The 17,908-nt window shown below is 40.1% G+C and carries 15 protein-coding genes and 1 tRNA gene; 3 read left to right on the forward strand and 13 right to left on the reverse strand.

Annotation, left to right across the window (positions count from 1 at the left end; all coding sequences use genetic code 11):
• Positions 1–25 precede the first annotated feature (25 nt).
• From HF881_RS10590 to HF881_RS01575, 3 genes are read left to right on the forward strand one after another with little or no spacing between them, the layout of a single operon-like run.
• Positions 26–157 carry an SPJ_0845 family protein gene (locus HF881_RS10590; protein WP_000268696.1) on the forward strand — a complete coding sequence of 44 codons (132 nt, stop codon included), beginning with the start codon at positions 26–28 and terminating at the stop codon, positions 155–157.
• A complete protein-coding gene (locus HF881_RS01570) occupies positions 158–1,063 on the forward strand; it encodes a permease (RefSeq protein WP_169446164.1) in 906 nt (301 codons plus the stop codon).
• Positions 1,060–1,878: a TIGR03943 family protein gene (locus HF881_RS01575; protein WP_169446165.1), complete on the forward strand. Its 819-nt coding sequence runs from the start codon at positions 1,060–1,062 to the stop codon at positions 1,876–1,878. Before HF881_RS01570 ends, HF881_RS01575 begins: the two co-directional genes overlap by 4 nt.
• A gap of 682 nt (positions 1,879–2,560) precedes the next feature.
• On the opposite strand, the gene HF881_RS01580 is transcribed toward HF881_RS01575, so the two are convergent.
• From HF881_RS01580 to leuC, 13 genes are all read right to left on the reverse strand, one after another.
• The gene (locus HF881_RS01580) at positions 2,561–3,172 is read right to left on the reverse strand and encodes a tetratricopeptide repeat protein (protein WP_169446166.1); all 612 of its coding nucleotides are present in this window, start codon (positions 3,170–3,172) and stop codon (positions 2,561–2,563) included.
• Positions 3,173–3,189: 17 nt separating this feature from the next.
• The gene (locus tag HF881_RS01585) at positions 3,190–4,242 is read right to left on the reverse strand and encodes a hypothetical protein (protein WP_169446167.1); all 1,053 of its coding nucleotides are present in this window, start codon (positions 4,240–4,242) and stop codon (positions 3,190–3,192) included.
• Positions 4,243–4,250: 8 nt separating this feature from the next.
• Positions 4,251–5,024 carry a nucleotidyltransferase domain-containing protein gene (locus HF881_RS01590; RefSeq protein WP_169446168.1) on the reverse strand — a complete coding sequence of 258 codons (774 nt, stop codon included), beginning with the start codon at positions 5,022–5,024 and terminating at the stop codon, positions 4,251–4,253.
• Positions 5,025–5,160: 136 nt separating this feature from the next.
• Positions 5,161–6,111: a bifunctional riboflavin kinase/FAD synthetase gene (locus HF881_RS01595; protein ID WP_169446169.1), complete on the reverse strand. Its 951-nt coding sequence runs from the start codon at positions 6,109–6,111 to the stop codon at positions 5,161–5,163.
• 143 nt (positions 6,112–6,254) lie between these two features.
• Complete coding sequence (gene smc / locus HF881_RS01600; RefSeq protein WP_169446170.1) at positions 6,255–9,794, reverse strand: chromosome segregation protein SMC; 3,540 nt, start codon at positions 9,792–9,794, stop codon at positions 6,255–6,257.
• The gene (gene rnc, locus HF881_RS01605; RefSeq protein ID WP_169446171.1) at positions 9,785–10,483 is read right to left on the reverse strand and encodes a ribonuclease III; all 699 of its coding nucleotides are present in this window, start codon (positions 10,481–10,483) and stop codon (positions 9,785–9,787) included. The genes smc and rnc overlap by 10 nt, the downstream gene beginning before the upstream one ends.
• A gap of 184 nt (positions 10,484–10,667) precedes the next feature.
• Positions 10,668–10,739: transfer RNA gene (locus HF881_RS01610), tRNA-Arg, on the reverse strand.
• 67 nt (positions 10,740–10,806) lie between these two features.
• Complete coding sequence (locus HF881_RS01615; protein WP_084972379.1) at positions 10,807–11,793, reverse strand: GMP reductase; 987 nt, start codon at positions 11,791–11,793, stop codon at positions 10,807–10,809.
• A 169-nt stretch (positions 11,794–11,962) separates the two neighbouring features.
• On the reverse strand, positions 11,963–13,267 hold the full coding sequence (locus HF881_RS01620; RefSeq protein WP_169446601.1) for a 3-isopropylmalate dehydrogenase: 1,305 nt from the start codon (positions 13,265–13,267) through the stop codon (positions 11,963–11,965).
• Complete coding sequence (locus HF881_RS01625; RefSeq protein ID WP_169446172.1) at positions 13,254–14,987, reverse strand: AAA family ATPase; 1,734 nt, start codon at positions 14,985–14,987, stop codon at positions 13,254–13,256. The genes HF881_RS01620 and HF881_RS01625 overlap by 14 nt, the downstream gene beginning before the upstream one ends.
• Before the next feature lie 136 nt (positions 14,988–15,123).
• Complete coding sequence (locus HF881_RS01630; protein ID WP_169446173.1) at positions 15,124–15,903, reverse strand: Sua5/YciO/YrdC/YwlC family protein; 780 nt, start codon at positions 15,901–15,903, stop codon at positions 15,124–15,126.
• Positions 15,904–15,919: 16 nt separating this feature from the next.
• On the reverse strand, positions 15,920–16,513 hold the full coding sequence (gene leuD, locus HF881_RS01635; RefSeq protein WP_169446174.1) for a 3-isopropylmalate dehydratase small subunit: 594 nt from the start codon (positions 16,511–16,513) through the stop codon (positions 15,920–15,922).
• Positions 16,514–16,522: 9 nt separating this feature from the next.
• Positions 16,523–17,905 (reverse strand): 3-isopropylmalate dehydratase large subunit, encoded by a 1,383-nt coding sequence (gene leuC, locus HF881_RS01640; RefSeq protein WP_169446175.1) that lies wholly within the window; start codon positions 17,903–17,905, stop codon positions 16,523–16,525.
• Positions 17,906–17,908: the final 3 nt, after the last annotated feature.

Genomic DNA, 17,908 nt, shown 5'->3' on the forward strand with positions numbered 1-17,908 from the left:
TAGAATGTAGAAAAGAGGTAGGCCCATGGCTGTTAAATTTACAAAAACGGATGACTTGGACAAGATGTTTGAAGAATTCGCCAAACTTCCTGACTTAACACAAGTCACTTTCCCAGATGACAAAGACAAAAAAGAAAAAGTTGAGAAGAAAAAATAGATGACGCTTTTTCAATCTCTTCCTCCTAGTGTATTACAAGCAGGGGCTATTTTTCTCTCTATCATGATTGAAGCCCTTCCTTTTGTCCTGATTGGGAGTCTCATTTCGGGGTGGATTGAGGTCTATATCACACCTGATAAAGTCACTGAGTTTCTCCCTCGCAATCGTTGGGGGAGGATTTTTTTTGGTACCTTCATTGGCTTTCTATTCCCATCCTGCGAGTGTGGAATCGTTCCAATCATCAATCGTTTTTTGGAAAAGAAAGTCCCCAGCTACACGGCAGTTCCTTTTCTGGTGACTGCTCCCATCATCAATCCTATCGTTCTTTTCGCCACTTATTCTGCCTTTGGCAATTCTTTAAAAATTACCTTCCTACGAGCTCTGGGAGCCATTGTGATTGCTTTGGTTCTGGGGATTTTCCTAGGATTTTTCTGGAAGGAACCCATTAAAAAAGAGAATCCTATCGCTTGTCATGAACATGACTTTTCACACTTGACTCCTGCTAGAAAAGTCTTTCAGGTCTTTATACAGGCCATTGATGAGTTTTTCGATATGGGGCGTTACTTGGTCTTTGGTTGTCTCTTTGCAGCTATCGTTCAGGTCTATGTCCCGACTCGGATCCTGACCTCTATCAGCGCTAGTCCAATACTTGCGATTCTCTTGCTCATGTTTCTAGCCTTTCTTCTCTCTCTTTGTAGCGAGGCAGACGCCTTTATCGGAGCTTCTCTCCTCTCGAGCTTTGGACTCGCTCCTGTCCTTGCCTTTCTGGTCATCGGCCCCATGCTTGATATCAAAAATCTCCTCATGATGAAACACTATCTCAAAGCTCGCTTCATATTGCAATTCATAGGCATCGTGACAGTGCTTGTCTTGCTTTATTCTTACATGATAGGAGTGATGCTATGATCCGATTTTTCATTCTACTGGGCTATTTTGCTCTTACCTTTTATCTGCAGCTATCTGGCAAGCTCAGTCACTACATCAACCTCCACTATTCCTATCTAGTCTACATCTCTATGATCCTTTCTCTTCTGTTGGCTCTGGTTCAATTCTACATTTGGATCAAGAAAATCAATTCTCACAGCCATTTGGAAAGTCGTCGAGCTAGACGAATCAGCATCCTTTTACTGTCACTACCTCTATTGATTGGAGTTGCCTTTCCGACAGTAAGTTTGGACTCGAGAACCGTATCTGCCAAAGGCTATCATTTCCCACTCGCTGAGGGAACCGACACAGCTATTCAGGCAATCGAAGGTACATCCAGTCAATACCTCAAACCCGATACCAGCACCTATTTTTCCAAATCTGCTTATGAAAAGGAAATGAGGACAATAGCTGATAAATATCTTGCCAAAACAACCATTCAGGTTACAGACGAAAACTATATGGAGGTCATGGAAGTTCTCTATGACTATCCTCAAGAGTTTGAAGGGAAGAAAATCGAGTTTACAGGCTTTGTCTATAACGATCCTAGTCATCCAGATAGCCAGTTCCTCTTTCGCTTTGGGATAATCCACTGTATCGCTGACTCTGGTGTATATGGACTCTTGACCAAGGGAAACTCACGCCAGTATCCTGACAATACCTGGATTACCGCTAGAGGAACTCTGACCCTCCACTACCATAAAGAACTCAAACAAAATCTCCCAATACTGGAAGTTGAGAGTTTCACAAAAGTAGACAAACCAGAAAATCCCTACGTTTATCGTGTGTTTCAATAAAAAGTGACCCAACAACAGACAAATTACTTTTTAAAGTAGCTTGTCTTTTTTGTTCTCCTAGTTCAACAAAATCAACACACAATCTTTCAAACAATAGAAAAAGTCCCAAGAAATAAGATTTCTCGAGACCATAAAAATGTTAACAAGATAGGGTTGACAATCATCACATATCATAGCTTAACTGCAATAGAGTTGTGATAGAAAACGTTGATTTACTAGAAAAAATAAAACTCATATTAAACTGAATATTTCAGTTTCTTACTGGCATAAAGCTATTTGAGTTTAATTTAACAACCACTAACCTCTATTAACGCCACCAAATGCTGAACCATAAACGGAAGTAGAATCCTAAGAACATAATGTACACCTCCTTTTAAAAACGTTTTTCCATCTCAACTATATTATATATTTTCTTGTGGAGAATTGCAAATTTTTTCAGTCAAATTACTAGCTTTTTTCAAAAAAATATGATAAAAGACAAAATTTTATATTAAAAATAGTTATTTACTTTCGGTTTCTGTAAAATGAAGACATAATATAAATGCACTAAGTCCCATAACTGGATTTTTTCTGTCAAACTTTTGAGGCTAGTTCATAACTTCCAGTTGTTGAAATTAGGAACTAGCCTCTTTTCTGCGCCATGAATCTCCGCTTTTTACTGCTTTTCTTCAACTCAGTTGGACTACTTCTCATTTTGTAATAAAGCTCTTACCTCGTCTGCTCCAATTTTATCCTCAGCTTTTTCAAAGAGTTGAATAGATTGATAAAAATAATCTCGTGATTTATTTGAATTTTGCTTCAGATAAATCTCTCCCATCCCTCTATAGGAACATGCTTGGGCAATGAAGTCCTCAGTTGTCAAAGCAAAATCTAGGGATTCTTGCATATATCTTTCTGCCTCTTCTAGATTTCCCAACTTTAAACGAAGGTGGCCTTGTTCATAGTTGTTAACAGAAAATTTCAAAGCATCATTGGGAAAATATTTTTTTATAATTTGTATTTCCTGATCGATATAGAGTAGAGCTTTTTGAAAATGACCCATTTCCCTGTAAATCATCGCTAACTGATGATAACCAATATGTTCATTTTCTTGGTCACTTTTAGTTCGGGCTAAGTCAATATAACGCTGGTAAATACTTAAGCACTCGCTATAATTTTGCTCTTCAAGATAGATATAGCCCATCAAATTTAATAAACTAAAATTAGTGCAAGTTTCCAAAGAAAAATCAGCTTCAACTAATTTTTTAGCCTCTTCAATTTTGCCTTCAAACAATAATTCCCATGCTTGATTCATGCTTATTCTCCTGCATCTTACGTTGTATAGAAATCTATTGATAAATCGCTATCAGACTCGTATTTTTCCCAAGCTAAGCCGAATCCATAATAATCTTCAAATTCAGGGTGCCAGTCATAATAAAGTGGGATACGACTATATTTTCTTGCAACAACTTCGTCTTCAAATTTTGGAGATTCTCCTGCAGTAATACCAAATTGAAGACCATTTAGTTCCCAGCTATTGCCCCAAACATTTTCATCCGAGAGAACATCGACCCATCTCGAGGCATCAATATCAAAATCTGCACATAATTCCAGCTCATAGAATCTTCTACAGTTAATCTCTAAAGGCTTTATATAAAGGGCGCCATCCACTTGGTACTTTTTATCTTTGACTTGAATCTGTGTGATTTTCATTGGAATTGGAACTCCATTTAATTCTAACCAGAAATAACCTAAGGGAGTTTTGATACCATAATATGTTTGCTGAGAGTTAGGTTTAGCATTTTTAGAGCAAGCATCAAGAATTCTTCCCAGCTTAATTAAACTTCTACAAACGATTTTCGAAGTGAATGGGTCGAAATGTGAATACCTACGGATGACTCGTTTTAACTTTTCAACAGGAAAGGTGACATCCTTTGGTAGGGCATGATACTTCTGTACAACTAAAGCCGTTTTTTCAGTATTTTCCTTTCCTACTGGGACAATAACAGCGTGCCCAATATGGATATTTGGGTCATCGCAGATATAAGTATAGCCATTCCCTCCCTCCTGAAACTCAACCACAACAAGATTTAGCTCTTGATCTGGATCAAAGAGAGGCTCGACCTTTTCAACTTCTTGGCGCTCATAAAAAGTAAAGCGATCTTCATCATCGTCTTCGCCAAAAACCATGAAACTTCCACACTCAGGGCACTTCCACATATAAAAAGAAGCTTCTGAAATATCATCATAAGAAATTTTATTATGGTTGTCAGCTTTATTCATGATTTCTTCAAACAACGTATCCGAATAAACTGAAAAAGCATTTGGATCGGGTGATCTATGGTTGTCCATTGCTTGCCCGCATCTACATGTCCATTTACCCATAAACAACCTCAGTCGTGACTTAATTCTTCAAGGAAAAATTGATTTAGAGCTTTCCAGTCTTTCTTCATCTCAGTAACGCTTTGAACGTATACATCAAGCTCTTGGATATTATCTAAAATATAATCTTGAATTGGCTTAATCGGATCAATTTCCATACCTTCAGGACCGTTTATCTTAATGTCAAGCAATCTTGAAACATGCTCCTTCATTTGAGACGGAAGCAATTCTTTCACCAAATCATCAAATAAAATTGGCGGAACAGAATGGTATTTTTCAATCCAACGACAAGCCAAAATAGGACGTAGCGCATAGAAATACTTTTTAGGTTTAACCTTATCTCCAGAAAGATACTTATTCATTTGAGTTCTAGCAGTGTTCAAGTAATGGTGGAGCATTTTTTTCTCTGAAAAATACTGGTTGGCAAATGGACGTATGCGTTCAATAAAATCCGTTTGTTGATAGACAATTGGTGACTGTAACCATTCAAATAGTGTTGGATTTGACTTATAAAGGAGTTTTAAAGTTTTGTCTAAATCCCAGCCACTCACATCCCAAGTATCGTCAATCGGTAGCTCGATAACGTCACGCTGTTCATTCAAACGGAGATAAAAATCTTGCTTGTGTTTGTAGATAAACCGTACATCAAAATCACTATCAGGAGACTCAAAGCCCCATGCACGACTACCAGACTCGATAGCCCACAAAACTGTAACATCATAATCACGCTCAATTTCTGCCAATTTTTCAGGTACCAGAACATTCATTTCTTCTTGCGTTTGCATAATAAAGCCTCGTCTATAATTTGAACATAAATAGTTGCTAACATAGGAAACTAGGGGAGCTGAAAGTGCATTATATCACACTTTCAAAACTACTACCAAAAGAACTAATCCTTCTAGTAGCTTTTTCACACGTTTTCTATACCTGAGACCCTTGAATGACAGAATCTTCATCCTTCCAGTTTCGAGCAATCTCTTCGTCTATCTTGAGTTGGTCTACAAGCTCGTCGATGGAGTCAAATTTGATCATATCGCGGACACGGTCTAGCCAGTAGACCATGACTGTCTCACCGTAAATATCATCTGAAAAATCAAAAATATTGACTTCAAAACGTGGCTCTTCTCCATCGAAAGTAACATTTTTCCCAACACTTGCCATGCCACGATATCTCTGACGTTGTACTTCTACATCGACTACGTAAACACCGTCTGCTGGCATATAAGTTCGATCTCTCAGGACTAGATTGGCTGTTGGATAACCGATAGTACGCCCACGAGCATTTCCGTGAACGACCATCCCACGGGTTGGGAGCGGTGTGCCAAGCAAGTGACCTGCCTCCCTCACATCACCATCAAGGATAGCTTGGCGGATTCGCGTGGAACTAATCTTGCCCTTTTCGTCCTCAACTGGAGGAACAATGATAATCTCTCCATCAAAATAATCCTTCAGGTCATCCGCAGTTTTCTTATCTGAACCAAACGTATAATCAAATCCTGCTACGATAATCGCTGGTTTTAAAGCTCTAACATAAGTATCAAAAAATTCTTGACCCGTTAAACTAGCAAATTTGCTACTAAAGTCAAGTAAGAAAAGAGCCTCTACACCGTGCCATTTCATCTTGTGTTCCCGTTCCTCGTGATTGACGATGTGGAGCATGAGCTCAGGTTGATAAGGTTGTAAGGCAAGTTTTGGCGACTCTGTAAAGGTCATCACGACAACTGGCAGATAGTCCTTCATCGAAGCCTTGCTGGCCACTTCAAAAAGTTTCTGATGCCCCTTGTGGATGCCATCAAAATAACCTAGTACAAGGACTGTTTTCCCCGGTACTGCAATATCTTTTTCGTTCTTAATAGGTACTGTTGTAATCATGAAACTATTATATCATAGAGCAAGCCTTTTCGCTAAGAGGAAATCCCAAATGTCGTTTTTTGCGCCTGAACTGATCTTGATAGACAATTCAAGGTATTCGTTTAAAAAAATAGCACCTCCTAAGAGATGCTATCGTTTGGTAACTAGTCTACTGTTTCTTCTAAATCTTTTAACTTAACCGAAACAATCTTTGACACACCTGATTCTTGCATGGTAACTCCATAGATAGAATCCGCTGCCGCCATGGTCCCCTTACGGTGGGTCACAACGATAAACTGACTATCCTTGTCAAAGCGGTTGAGATAATCCCCAAAACGTTTAACATTGGCTTCGTCCAGCGCCGCCTCTACCTCGTCCAAGATAACAAAAGGAATAGTCTTGACTCGAATGATAGAGAACAACAAGGCCAGAGCCGATAGGGCTTTTTCACCACCACTCATGAGGTTAAGCGACTGGATTTTCTTACCTGGTGGTTGAACAGAAATCTCCACACCAGCTGTTAAAAGATCGCCCTCAGTTAATATCAAGTCTGCCTGACCTCCACCAAACATCTGTCTAAAGGTCACTTTAAAGGACTCACGAATAGCCTCAAAGGTTGATTTGAAGCGTTCCTTAACCTCATCATTCATCTCTGTGATGATTTCAAGAAGCAGGTTTTTCGCAGATAAAATATCATCTCGTTGGCTATTTAGGAAATCCAAACGGTTGTGGACTTCTTCGTACTGTTCAATAGCATCCAAATTGACTGGTCCGAGTGAGCGAATGTCCTTTTCAAGATCTTTAACTTCTTGCTCTGCCAGATTGAGATTTTCCAACTCATGCGCTTTTTCTAGAGCCTCAGTGTAGCTGATCTGGTACTGATCAGTTAATTGAGCTTGTAGATAGCGCAAGCGTTCGCTGACCTTTTCTTTCTTTGCTTCAGCACGTGTTTGTTTGCGAATCCACTCCTCATTCTGCTGACGAGCCTGATCCAAATGACTGGCAATATCATCTAGCTGACCTTCAATATCATCCAACTCAAACTGCTTGCGAATCAAACCTTGTTGGAGGTTTGTTTTCTGAGTTTTGGCTTCTTCCGTCTGCTGACTTAGCAAATCCGTATCAACCTTCTCAAGATTATCAACCTTTTCTTGAAGGAGACGCTGGATTTCCTCTTGTTCAAGATTGAGGTTATCCAATTCCTTACCTAGACGTTCAATATCAGTCACTTCGTACCGCTTTTGTCCTTGCAGTTCTGACTTAAGCAAGCGTGCTTGAGAAACCTGTTCCTGCAAGTTTTGATAACGTTCTTGAATAGCGTTTTTGTTAGACTTAATTTCTTCAATCTCAGTTTCCAGATTTTGCTTTTCACTGGCAATGGTAGCAAGGCGCTCTTGGCACTTTTCCTGATCTGCTTGCCAATCTCCTTCAGTAAGACGATTTAATTCCTCTTCTTGAAGTTTCCAAAGCGTTTCTAACTCTTCTACTTGCTGACTAGTTTGCTGATAAGCGAGGGACAAGCCTTGCTCATGGATACGAGCCTGTTCTCCCTGAGATTTGATGGCTTCTAATCTTTCTGTCAATACCGTCATCCCATCTTGCAAGGTCTTCAAACTTTCTTCTTCCGAACGCAGACTAGCTTCTTCTTCAGCAATTTCTTTTTGTAATTGCTCCAGCTCTGGCTTGATGAAGATACTGTTATTTTGGCGATTGGCACCACCTGCGTAGGAACCACCTGTACGCAATTCGGTACCATCAAGTGTCACCATACGAACTTGATAGCGAACTTGACGAGCAGCGGCACGCGCATGTTCTACGGTATCAAAGATAGCAGTCGTAGCTAGCAAGTTCTTGAAAATGGCTTCTAGTCTCTTGTCAAACGACACCAACTCATCTGCCATTCCCAGAAATCCTGGACTTGCTGCGATAGCATCTTGATTCTGACTAGAGATCGTACGAGCCTTGATAGTCGTCAACGGAAGGAAGGTTGCACGACCGGATCTGTTACGTTTTAGGAAATCAATAGCCTTGGTTGCCGCGTTTTCATCTTCTACGATGATATGCTGACTGCTAGCTCCAAGTGCAATCTCCAAGGCAGTTTGATAATGCACATCAAAGGTCAAATGTTCACTGACTGCACCAATGATCCCACCCAGGCGATCTTTCTCTTGGAGAACACTCTTAACACCCGCGTAAAAATTACTATGATTTCTTAGAATGTTTTCTAAGCTTTGGGCTCTAGCCTGCTTGTTTTTGAGACTATCCAGACGATCAAAGAGTTGGCTCTGCTGAGCTTGGTAAGAAACTTTCTGCTCCTCTTGCTCCTTGGCACTAGTTTGGTAATCTGACAATAATTTCTGAACCTGCTCCTTGGCAGTTTCAAGCTCAGCCTGCTGTTGACTGGCCTTCTCTTTAGCTGTAGCCAGTTGTTCTTTCAGTTTCTCAACTTGATCTGCTTGTTTTTGAGATAGCTGACGGCTGTTCTCTAGTTCATTCTCTATTCGAGTCAACTGGTTTGAGACATCCGCTTCTTCTTGTAAAAGAGCGACAAAGCGTTCGCGCAAGAGTTCGATCATCTGGTCAGGATCATCTGAAAAAGCTAGCAATTCTGCCTCTAAACGATTGAGTTCCTTGTTATTTTCAGCTAGATTTTCCTCTAACTGTGCCAAGTTCGCTTCTTTTTCAGCCTTCTCTGTACTTAGAGTCTTTCTCTTATCTTCTAAAGCAGTCAAACGAGTTTGTGCTTCTTGTTGATTGAGGGCTACCTGCTCGGACTCCAGTTTTGATAGGGCTAATTTTCGCTCTAAGTCACTGATCAAACTAGTCAAATCCATCAAGCTCCCTTGGTCTTTGGACATTTGAGCTTGGAGATCTTGGCGTTTCTTTTTAAGAGTTTGATTTTCTTCTTCTAACTCTTCACGCTTTTGGTAATAGCCAGTCAAAAGTTCCTGAACTTGCGTTAGCTCTTCTTCTGTTAGCTCTAGTTCAGCCTTATTTTCCTTGATTTGGGCAACCAGTACATCCAAATAAATCGCCTTGCGTTGACCATCCAAGTCGAGAAACTTACGAGCATTCTCGGCTTGTTTTGCAAGGGGCTTGATTTGATTGTCCAACTCATAGATAATGTCCTCTAAGCGGTCTAGATTGTCCTGAGTTTGTTGCAGTTTGCTTTCTGTTTCTTTTCTACGAGTCTTGTATTTTAAAACTCCAGCTGCTTCTTCAAAAATAGCTCGACGCTCTTCAGGCTTGGAGTTAAAAATCTCCTCAACCTTCCCTTGGGAAATAATAGAGAAGGAATCACGTCCCAAACCAGTATCCAAGAAAAGGTCATGTACATCGCGCAGACGGACTTTTTTGCCATCAATTCGATACTCGCTATCACCACTACGGTAGATATGGCGTTCTACCTTAATGACTTGCCCCGCATCCTTGATAAAGCCATCTTCATTGTCCAAGGTCACGATAACAGAGGCATAATTGAGTGGTTTGCGGCTTTCAGTTCCAGCAAAGATAACGTCTGGCATCTTTCCACCACGAAGGCTCTTAACACTGGACTCTCCCAATGCCCATCGCAGACTTTCTGTGATATTTGACTTCCCAGAACCATTGGGCCCAACGACAGCTGTCACACCTTGATCAAAAACGACCTTGGTCTTGTCAGCAAAGGACTTGAATCCCTGGATCTCAATTTCCTTTAAATACATGAATCCAGCCCTTTCTCCACTGCATTTCTCGCGGCTTCTTGCTCTGCTAATTTTTTAGAACGGCCTTGGCCTTTTCCGATGCTCTTGCCCTCAACCAGAACTTCTACATCAAAAACCTTATCATGAGCAGGCCCTGTCTCAGAGATAACCTGGTAGCGAATATCCACATCCCCATTGACCTGGAGCAACTCTTGCAAGTGTGTCTTGTAATCCTTAATCATTTCAAAATCACCTGCTTCAACCTTGGGAATCATGACCTGATAGATAAACTCTTTTACCTTAGCAACATCCTTGTCTAAAAGCAAAGCTCCCAGAAAGGCTTCAAAAGCATCGCCAAGAATGGTGTCACGATTGCGCCCACCAGACTTTTCTTCTCCTTTACCTAGCTTGATAAACTGATCAAACTGGCAATCACGCGCAAAACCAGCCAAACTCTCCTCGCGAACAATCATGGCACGAAGTTTGGACAAATCTCCCTCTGGTTTCTTAGGATATTTTTTATACAGATATTCTGAAATCAATAATTGCAGAACAGCGTCTCCTAAAAATTCCAAGCGCTCATTGTGTGAAATTTTTAAGAGGCGGTGCTCATTGGCATAACTCGTATGAGTAAAGGCCGTTTCCAGTAAGTTTTTGTCTGCAAATTCGATTGCAAAACGCTTCTTCAGTACAGTTTGTAATTCTTTCATACTGACCTCTTTCTAATAATTACGATCCTTTCTATTATAACAAAAAAAGCCCTCTGAGTCACTTTAAAACGGGACTAGAGGGAATTTGAGCATTTTTTAGAAAAAGTTCTTCAATTCTAGGGGGCAGATTTGGGATAGTATAAAGAAAAAAGCCTTATTTAAAGGCTTTTTTAGGCTGTTTACATCCACCCTGAGGGAATCGAACCCCCATCTTAAGAACCGGAATCTTACGTGATATCCATTACACTAAGGGTGGAAACTTGTCTTATTATAACAGAAATTTGCTCTAATAACAAGTTTTTTATGGATGGACTAAGCGTCTATTAGTGGGATGCATCACCATTCCAGATAGAGTTTTTCACGATAACATAATCAACGTGCTTGAGGTCAGCAACCTTGCGTCCTCCTGCGTAGGAAATGGCACTTTGCAAATCTTGCTCCATCTCAGTAAGGGTGTCTTGCAAATGCCCCTTGGCAGGAAGTAAGATACGTTTGCCTTCCACGTTTTTGTAAGCTCCTTTTTGGTATTGAGAAGCTGAACCATAGTATTCTTTGAACTGTTCCCCATCGACTTCGATTGTCTTGCCTGGACTTTCGATATGTCCTGCAAATAGAGAACCAATCATGACCATGCTAGCACCGAAACGGATAGACTTGGCAATGTCACCGTGTGTACGAATCCCTCCATCAGCAATAATCGGCTTACGCGCAGCCTTTGCACACCAGCGAAGAGCAGCCAACTGCCAACCACCTGTCCCAAAACCAGTCTTGACCTTGGTGATGCAAACCTTACCAGGACCGATTCCAACCTTGGTAGCATCCGCACCAGCATTTTCCAACTCACGCACAGCTTCTGGTGTCCCAACGTTACCAGCAATGACAAAAGTATCTGGCAATTCCTTCTTGATGTGCTGAATCATAGAAATCACGCTATCCGCATGACCATGAGCAATGTCAATCGTGATATACTCAGGAGCATCAGTCTTGAGTTGGCTAACAAAGTCATACTCGTAATCCTTAACACCGACAGAAATTGAAGCAATGAGCCCTTGATCATGCATGCGTTTGATAAAAGGAATGCGCCCCGCCTCGTCAAAACGATGCATAATGTAAAAGTAACCGCCTTTAGCAAGTTGCTCTGCAACATTCTCATCCAAAATCGTCTGCATATTTGCTGGTACAACAGGTAGTTTGAAAGTGTGATTTCCAAGTGTGACACTTGTATCCGCTTCTGCACGGCTTTTAATCACACATTTATTAGGGATCAACTGAATATCTTCGTAATCAAAAATTGGAAATTCATTTAACATATTGCTGTCTCGTTTCTTTTGTAATGACCTACCTATGCTTGCGCATCCCTACGCCTTTTGCGACGTTTCCTTAATTTATTATAAACCAAAGTACAGTTTTTGTCAAATAATTTCAATTATAAAACAATAACGTTCGGTTTTTATAGTTTAAATATAAAAAGTGAGGAGATTAGTTTCTCCCCACTTCCTTATCAATATTTCTTTTAAAAATTGCTTCGGAGCTTTCCATCATTTCACAAAATTCATTATAAGATGAAGCATTCTGAGGGATTTGGATAGACAATTTCTTCAACAAAGCTCCATAACCTGCTAGCTTTCCTATCTCATTATCAACAACCTTGTGCTTGCTCGGAAAAACAAGACCAGCTTTCTCAGCTTTTAAAATATAAGAATAGGAAATCAGTTGGAATAAGTCCTCACGGTTGATTCCTTTTTCAGTATCTTCAAGTTTTTTATATTTTGCATCTAGAACAATCTTTCGTTCTCTGTCATAAAAATCTGGATATACTTTTCGTTTCCCACCAGAAAATATTAGGATGCCGCCTTTCTTTTCTTTATTTCGAGGATGGATGAAACCTTTTGGCAACAAGGTATAAACATACTCTTCCCAAAGCCAGGCAACATCAAAGAGAATACCATGTACCTTTTGGGCTTGAGGTCCAAGACCATGTTTTTCTCTACTCAGAATCATCAAGCAGAGTTCCTGTAATTTTCTATACTCTCTAAAATAGGCGTGTCGGATGGGTTTGATTTTATTCATTCTAATAATCTTGGCACGATCAGCTAGTTTATAAGCTGGAGTTACGCGAATAATTTCTGTTATATTTTCACGATTCCTATCGAGCAGAACTCCAAAACCTTTCTGATTCTTTATGTACTCAATCGTATGTCGAATCAACTGCATGAGTGGATTATCATAGGTAAACTCCCTAGTAGTATAGGCAATATTTCCCGTAAAAGGAAGATTTTTTTTCAGATGATTTCCAACATCAACGACTCCCTTTATATGACTATCGTTATGGAAAAATCTCTGGTATTCCTTATAAAGACCTTTTCGGAGAGCAGCTTGCAGATACTTGGGAAAGAGGTAAACCAAAAGCTGATAGAGCTTATCTTCAGGAGATAGACCGACATCCAAACTAGTCAGGTTAATATTGAGAACCTTTTGTAAAAGATAATGCAAAAAATGGTCGTTACTTTCATCAGAAAAACGAGAGGAAATCGTTAATCTTTCCTGACCATATCCAAGAAAACCAATCACGTTCCCTGTCTTGATTTCCTGATTAACTGTTTCCAAAATCTTTTGGTCCTTGTCTAAATCAGGAGAATTCATCAAATCATTCGGGAAAATAAAGATACGGTCCTCTCGAGATAGGTTATCTAGTGTTCTATCAAGGAGCGCTTGACTTAGGTTGGGATATTCTGCGACAAAGTCTTCTCTAGCAATTTTATGCTGATTATCAGTTATCCGCATCATTATCACCAGTATCTTGCCGATCTGTTTCCCCGTTATTTGTCAGATTAAATGCTTTTTTCAATGTATCTAGAGTTTCAGCCTCTTCATAAGAACCTCGTAAGTAATCTTCCAAAAGCGGTTTAAGGTAATCAGACCAGAGTAATTCATAGTCAAAATCTACATCCTTCAACTTAAGGAAATAACTTGGTCCGATATGATAATGACTATTTAACTCCTGAACGTTTTCGATAGCAGCATTCAAATTTCTTAGACGAAGTTTTGCTTCTTCTGCATGGATATCTAGTTCTTTATCCAACATAGCAACTTGGCTTTCAGCAGTAACTTCAATAAAACGGAAACGACGACGCATAGCAAAATCAAAGGTATCTACTGAACGGTCAATATCATTCATTGTTCCGATGATGTAGACATTTTCAGGAATATAAAATTTGTCATCCGTTTCATGTAAATTAGCATACTGAGTAGAAATACTCCCCCTTTCACCACGATAACCAGGATCAATAGAGAAAAAGAGTTCCCCAAAAATCTTAGAAATCTCCCCACGGTTGATTTCATCGATGATGAAGACGAAGTTTTTCAATTCATTGTCTATTTCTATTACTTCCTCCTGAATACTCTCATTTTTTATCATTTTGTAAAGTGTCAAATAATATGAATACTCTTGGGTAGCATTATTTTTGTTAAAAAACCGAGTTATATCTTTAACTTGTTTAAATTGAGATTCCGAAGTCAACATTGCTTCAATATCTTGAATTTTTAATTTTACTTTTTTTGATACCTCATTTTCAGGAATAGATATATAAATGTAGTCTTCATCAATTTCTGTAATAAAAAAAGACGAGTTACGTGTTGTATATAATTTGTCAGATGGAAACTCCATACTAGAAAAATATTTTGAAATCTTTGCTGTTGATTTTTTTTCCTTTTCTAATTCAAACTTATCTTTCTGTGAATAAACCCAATTTTTCTCTGCTTTCTTACAAAACTTCTTAAAGATACCATCTTGTAATTCAAAACTTATCTGGCTATTGTTAGAAACAGGCCTCAACCCCTCCACAAAATCCGTATAATCATAAGATGGGTGAAACTGTACAAATCCGATTTGGTCTTCGTTGCCATCCGTTAATTCTTTGGCAATTTCTTTAGCAAGATAAGTTTTTCCTGTACCAGGAGCACCACGAAGGATGAGGTTTTTGGATGAAAGTAAAATATTCTTATACTCGTTGATATTTTCTGAGGCATTTTCCTCGTTTTGAATATCTGAAATCTTATCTTTTTCAATATTAAAATCCACATATAACTCATCAAGACTTGAATATGGTAATGCGGATACTGTTGTATTGTCCCATTTCTTAGTTTCAAGAGAATTTAACTGGAAATCACCAAATTTACTAATCGGAATGATTTTAAATCGTCTTGGAAACCCTTCGAACTCACTATTTTCAACATATTGATAAGGACCAATTATTTTAGCCAAAAAAGAAGCCCGTAGATTCCTCCTAGGAACTACTACTAAATCTCCTATACTGACTCCATGTTGAAGGAGTGCTACTTGATTCTCTTGTTTTCTAGGTCTTTCTTCCCCATTATAAGGATAATTTTTTTCTTCTATATTATCAAATCCGATATATAGAACATTATCCTTAAAAGATTTCTCATGCAATTTTGTGTTATTGGTTCCGCCAACTGAAATTTTCCAGACTCTTATATTCGACATAAATTCCTCCATTTTCACATTAACATATAATACCTTTTTATATAATAACACTATTAAAGAAACAAAACAAGGAATTAAACAAAAAGCCCAGTGTAGAGAGCTTTATTCCCTCATAACACTAGACTTCTTTTTTATCTTAATAATACTCACCCTGACGGTAGTCCCATGAGTTAAAGGTATCTGACAGGTGCATCATGATTTTATCAATGTCGAGTCCTTTTCGGATCACAACAGGAGCTGGTGAGATTGAACGGGCTCCTCCTTGTTCTGGGATTAGTTTGCCGTCTTTATCAACCATAGACACCATTACACCTTGTTCGTAGCGCGTTTCAATCGTTTTGTCCGGTTGGATGGATGCAACATAGTCGTCTGCTTCGATGACAAGGTCCACTGCTCCTTCGATACGTTCTCCGATTCCTTCTACCTTACCACGGTTTCCTTTTCCAGATGGGTTAGCTGATGAGGCGTAGACCATTTTACCTTCTTCCCAAAGTTTAGCAGCCAACTGTTCACCAGCTTTACCAAACTTGATGACAAAACAGCTAGTACCACGCACGTCGGTCATGAGCTCTTCACGACCATCACCATAAGCTTTGAGTTTTTCAAAAGCTTCTGGTTTCCATGGAAGGATACAACCTAGAAGAATATCTTCGTCCCAATGTTTTTGGTAGAAAGCTTCAATTTCTGGGTTGAGTTGTGCTAAAGCGCGAAGCTCATCCATGCTACCGCAGAGAACCACGCCTGGCTTGTTACGGTTACGTTCTTTAGCTTCAAATTTGCGTTCAAGTCCTGCCTTGTCGCTGGTCATGATGATATAGCCGACTTTGGTAGGGCAAACAATACAACCGCCCTCACCTTTTAAAATGTCATAGCCTTCTTGTGAAAGTGTTCCCTTCCATTGGATGTGTTTTGTCATAGTTCTAGTTCCTTTTCTATTCCTGCCAGTAGGCTGGTCGTTGTTTTTCATAGACAGCAATCAAATCTTCATACTGCAAAGTAATACCGATATCATCTAAACCATTTAAGAGCTTGTGTTTCCATTCACTATCGATTTCGAAAGTGAATTCTCCGACTGGTGAGATGATTTTCTGTTGTTCCAAGTCCACAGTTACCTGATCAGTTGGTTGCAAGTTGGCTAGTTTCTCTCTAACCTCCCTAGGCTGAACAATAGGCAACATGCCATTATTGAGTTCATTATTGTAATGAATGTCTCCAAAAGACCCTGCAATCACGACCTTAAAACCATAGTCGGCTAGAGCCCAAGCTGCGTGTTCTCTCGAAGAACCTGCCCCAAAGTTATCCCCTGAGATGAGGATACTGGCTTTTCGGTATTCAGGTCGATTAAAGACAAAGTCTGGATCCTCTGTGTAGTTATCGTCTAGATAACGCCAAGCATACATGAGGTACTTACCAAAGCCTTTTTTATCAATCAACTTGAGAAACTGCTTGGGGAGGATTTGGTCGGTATCAATGTTATCATTCATAAGAGGAACGGTCGTTCCCGTATAAACTGTAAATTTCTCCATATCCTCTCCTTACTGGGCTTCTGGCATCTGCCGAACATCTACGAAACGCCCTGCAATAGCTGCTGCCGCTGCCATGGCTGGACTACAGAGATGGGTCTTAGCGCCAAATCCCTGTCTATCTTCAAAGTTTCGATTACTGGTTGAAGCACAGTGCACGCCATCAGGTACCTTGTCTGGATTCATCCCTAGACACATGGAGCAACCTGGGTCTCTCCACTCAAAGCCAGCATCCAGAAAGACCTTGTCCAAGCCCAACTTCTCAGCCGCTCGTTTCACAGGACGAGAACCTGGCACTACTATTGCTGTTAAGTTGGGAGCAATCTTCTTCCCTTTAACAAATCGAGCAGCCAGTTGCAAATCACTGAGACGAGCATTGGTACAAGATCCAATAAAGATATAACCTAGTTCAATATCTGCTGGCTTTTGACCAGGCTCCAAATCCATATAATTATAGGCGCGCTCATCATTTATATCCTTTATTTCAGGAAATCTACTGTCAAAGTCAACTCCCATAGCTGGATTGGTTCCCCAAGTCACCATAGGAGCCAAGTCAGAGACATCCATCTGGATAACCTTATCATAAACAGCATCATCATCGCTGACTAGGGTTTTCCAATCGGCAACCGCCTCCTCGAAAGCTTCGGGAACACATTCCCGTCCCTTGAGATAGTCATAGGTAGTCTGATCTGGATTCATGATTCCCATCTTGGAGCCAAATTCGATGGACATATTGCAGATGGTCATTCTCTCTTCCATGGTCAAAGCATCAATCGCTTGCCCACGATATTCCACCACATATCCTACACCACAAGCAACGCCATACTTGGCAATCAAGGCGAGAATGTAATCCTTGGAATAGACTCCTTTTTGAGGAACACCAGTGAATTCCACCAACATTTTCTTGGGTTTTACCTGCCAGAGTGTCTGTGTAGCAAAGACATGCTCGACCTCACTGGTCCCAATTCCAAAGGCGATAGCTCCAAAAGCTCCGTGAGTTGCCGTATGACTGTCTCCACAGACGATGAATTTCCCTGGTTGCGTCCGTCCTGTTTCTGGACCTACCATGTGAACAATCCCCTGCTTTTCAGAACCGTGGGCCGCATGTTCAATCCCAAACTCCTCAACATTTTCAGCAAGCTTATCAATTTGAGCCTTAGAAATCACATCTCGAATATCGTAGATATTGACGGTCGGAACATTATGATCAAAGGTTCCAAATGTCAAGTCTGGCCGTCTCAATCTGCGACCTGCATCTCGTAATCCTTGAAAAGCCTGGGGACTAGTCACTTCATGAATATAGTGCTGATCCACATACATGAGTTGGGGCTGCCCCTCTTCTCCTGTGATGACATGGCGGTCCCATAATTTATCAAAAATTGATTTTCCTGCCATCCA

It is taken from the genome of Streptococcus sp. WB01_FAA12, from assembly GCF_012843315.1.
Classification (GTDB): domain Bacteria; phylum Bacillota; class Bacilli; order Lactobacillales; family Streptococcaceae; genus Streptococcus.

What these genes read in the sequence shown, in the direction of transcription:
- HF881_RS10590 (WP_000268696.1), top strand. Translation starts at nt 26, where the DNA reads ATGGCTGTTAAATTTACAAAAACGGATGACTTGGACAAGATGTTTGAA.
- HF881_RS01580 (WP_169446166.1), bottom strand. Translation starts at nt 3,172, where the DNA reads ATGAATCAAGCATGGGAATTATTGTTTGAAGGCAAAATTGAAGAGGCT.
- HF881_RS01615 (WP_084972379.1), bottom strand. Translation starts at nt 11,793, where the DNA reads ATGTTAAATGAATTTCCAATTTTTGATTACGAAGATATTCAGTTGATC.
- HF881_RS01620 (WP_169446601.1), bottom strand. Translation starts at nt 13,267, where the DNA reads ATGCGGATAACTGATAATCAGCATAAAATTGCTAGAGAAGACTTTGTC.
- HF881_RS01575 (WP_169446165.1), top strand. Translation starts at nt 1,060, where the DNA reads ATGATCCGATTTTTCATTCTACTGGGCTATTTTGCTCTTACCTTTTAT.
- HF881_RS01630 (WP_169446173.1), bottom strand. Translation starts at nt 15,903, where the DNA reads ATGACAAAACACATCCAATGGAAGGGAACACTTTCACAAGAAGGCTAT.
- smc (WP_169446170.1), bottom strand. Translation starts at nt 9,794, where the DNA reads ATGTATTTAAAGGAAATTGAGATCCAGGGATTCAAGTCCTTTGCTGAC.
- HF881_RS01590 (WP_169446168.1), bottom strand. Translation starts at nt 5,024, where the DNA reads ATGCAAACGCAAGAAGAAATGAATGTTCTGGTACCTGAAAAATTGGCA.
- HF881_RS01625 (WP_169446172.1), bottom strand. Translation starts at nt 14,987, where the DNA reads ATGTCGAATATAAGAGTCTGGAAAATTTCAGTTGGCGGAACCAATAAC.
- rnc (WP_169446171.1), bottom strand. Translation starts at nt 10,483, where the DNA reads ATGAAAGAATTACAAACTGTACTGAAGAAGCGTTTTGCAATCGAATTT.
- HF881_RS01595 (WP_169446169.1), bottom strand. Translation starts at nt 6,111, where the DNA reads ATGATTACAACAGTACCTATTAAGAACGAAAAAGATATTGCAGTACCG.
- HF881_RS01570 (WP_169446164.1), top strand. Translation starts at nt 158, where the DNA reads ATGACGCTTTTTCAATCTCTTCCTCCTAGTGTATTACAAGCAGGGGCT.
- HF881_RS01585 (WP_169446167.1), bottom strand. Translation starts at nt 4,242, where the DNA reads ATGGGTAAATGGACATGTAGATGCGGGCAAGCAATGGACAACCATAGA.
- leuC (WP_169446175.1), bottom strand. Translation starts at nt 17,905, where the DNA reads ATGGCAGGAAAATCAATTTTTGATAAATTATGGGACCGCCATGTCATC.
- leuD (WP_169446174.1), bottom strand. Translation starts at nt 16,513, where the DNA reads ATGGAGAAATTTACAGTTTATACGGGAACGACCGTTCCTCTTATGAAT.